The organism is Zoogloea sp. LCSB751 (assembly GCF_002028455.1).
Classification (GTDB): domain Bacteria; phylum Pseudomonadota; class Gammaproteobacteria; order Burkholderiales; family Rhodocyclaceae; genus Zoogloea.
This window is the reverse complement of record NZ_MWUM01000273.1, coordinates 1-264: the sequence shown is the minus strand read 5'-3', so window position 1 is coordinate 264 and position 264 is coordinate 1. Positions and strand designations below refer to the sequence as shown.

Here is a 264-nt window from a genome sequence, read left to right as displayed (position 1 = left end):
GGGCACTGGTGATGAGCCACCTGGTGGACATCTACATCAAGGCTTACCAGAACAAGCTGTCGGCCCTGTGTGCTGCCAGCACCGCCGCCATGGGCTCGGGGGCCGCCATCACCTGGCTGCTGGGAGGCCAGTTCGAGCAGATCAGCCACTGCATCAACAACATGATTGGCGACGTCTCCGGCATCATCTGCGACGGCGCAGGCAGCGCCTGCTCCATGAAGGTGTCCACTTCCACCTCGGCGGCGGTCAAGTCGTCGCTGATGG

Annotated in this window: 1 protein-coding gene; it reads left to right on the top strand. The window is 63.3% G+C overall.

The window, feature by feature from the left end:
* Positions 1-11 precede the first annotated feature (11 nt).
* Positions 12-264: L-serine ammonia-lyase, iron-sulfur-dependent, subunit alpha (locus tag B4920_RS26620; RefSeq protein WP_305847132.1), on the top strand; the 253-nt coding region annotated here is incomplete at its 3' end.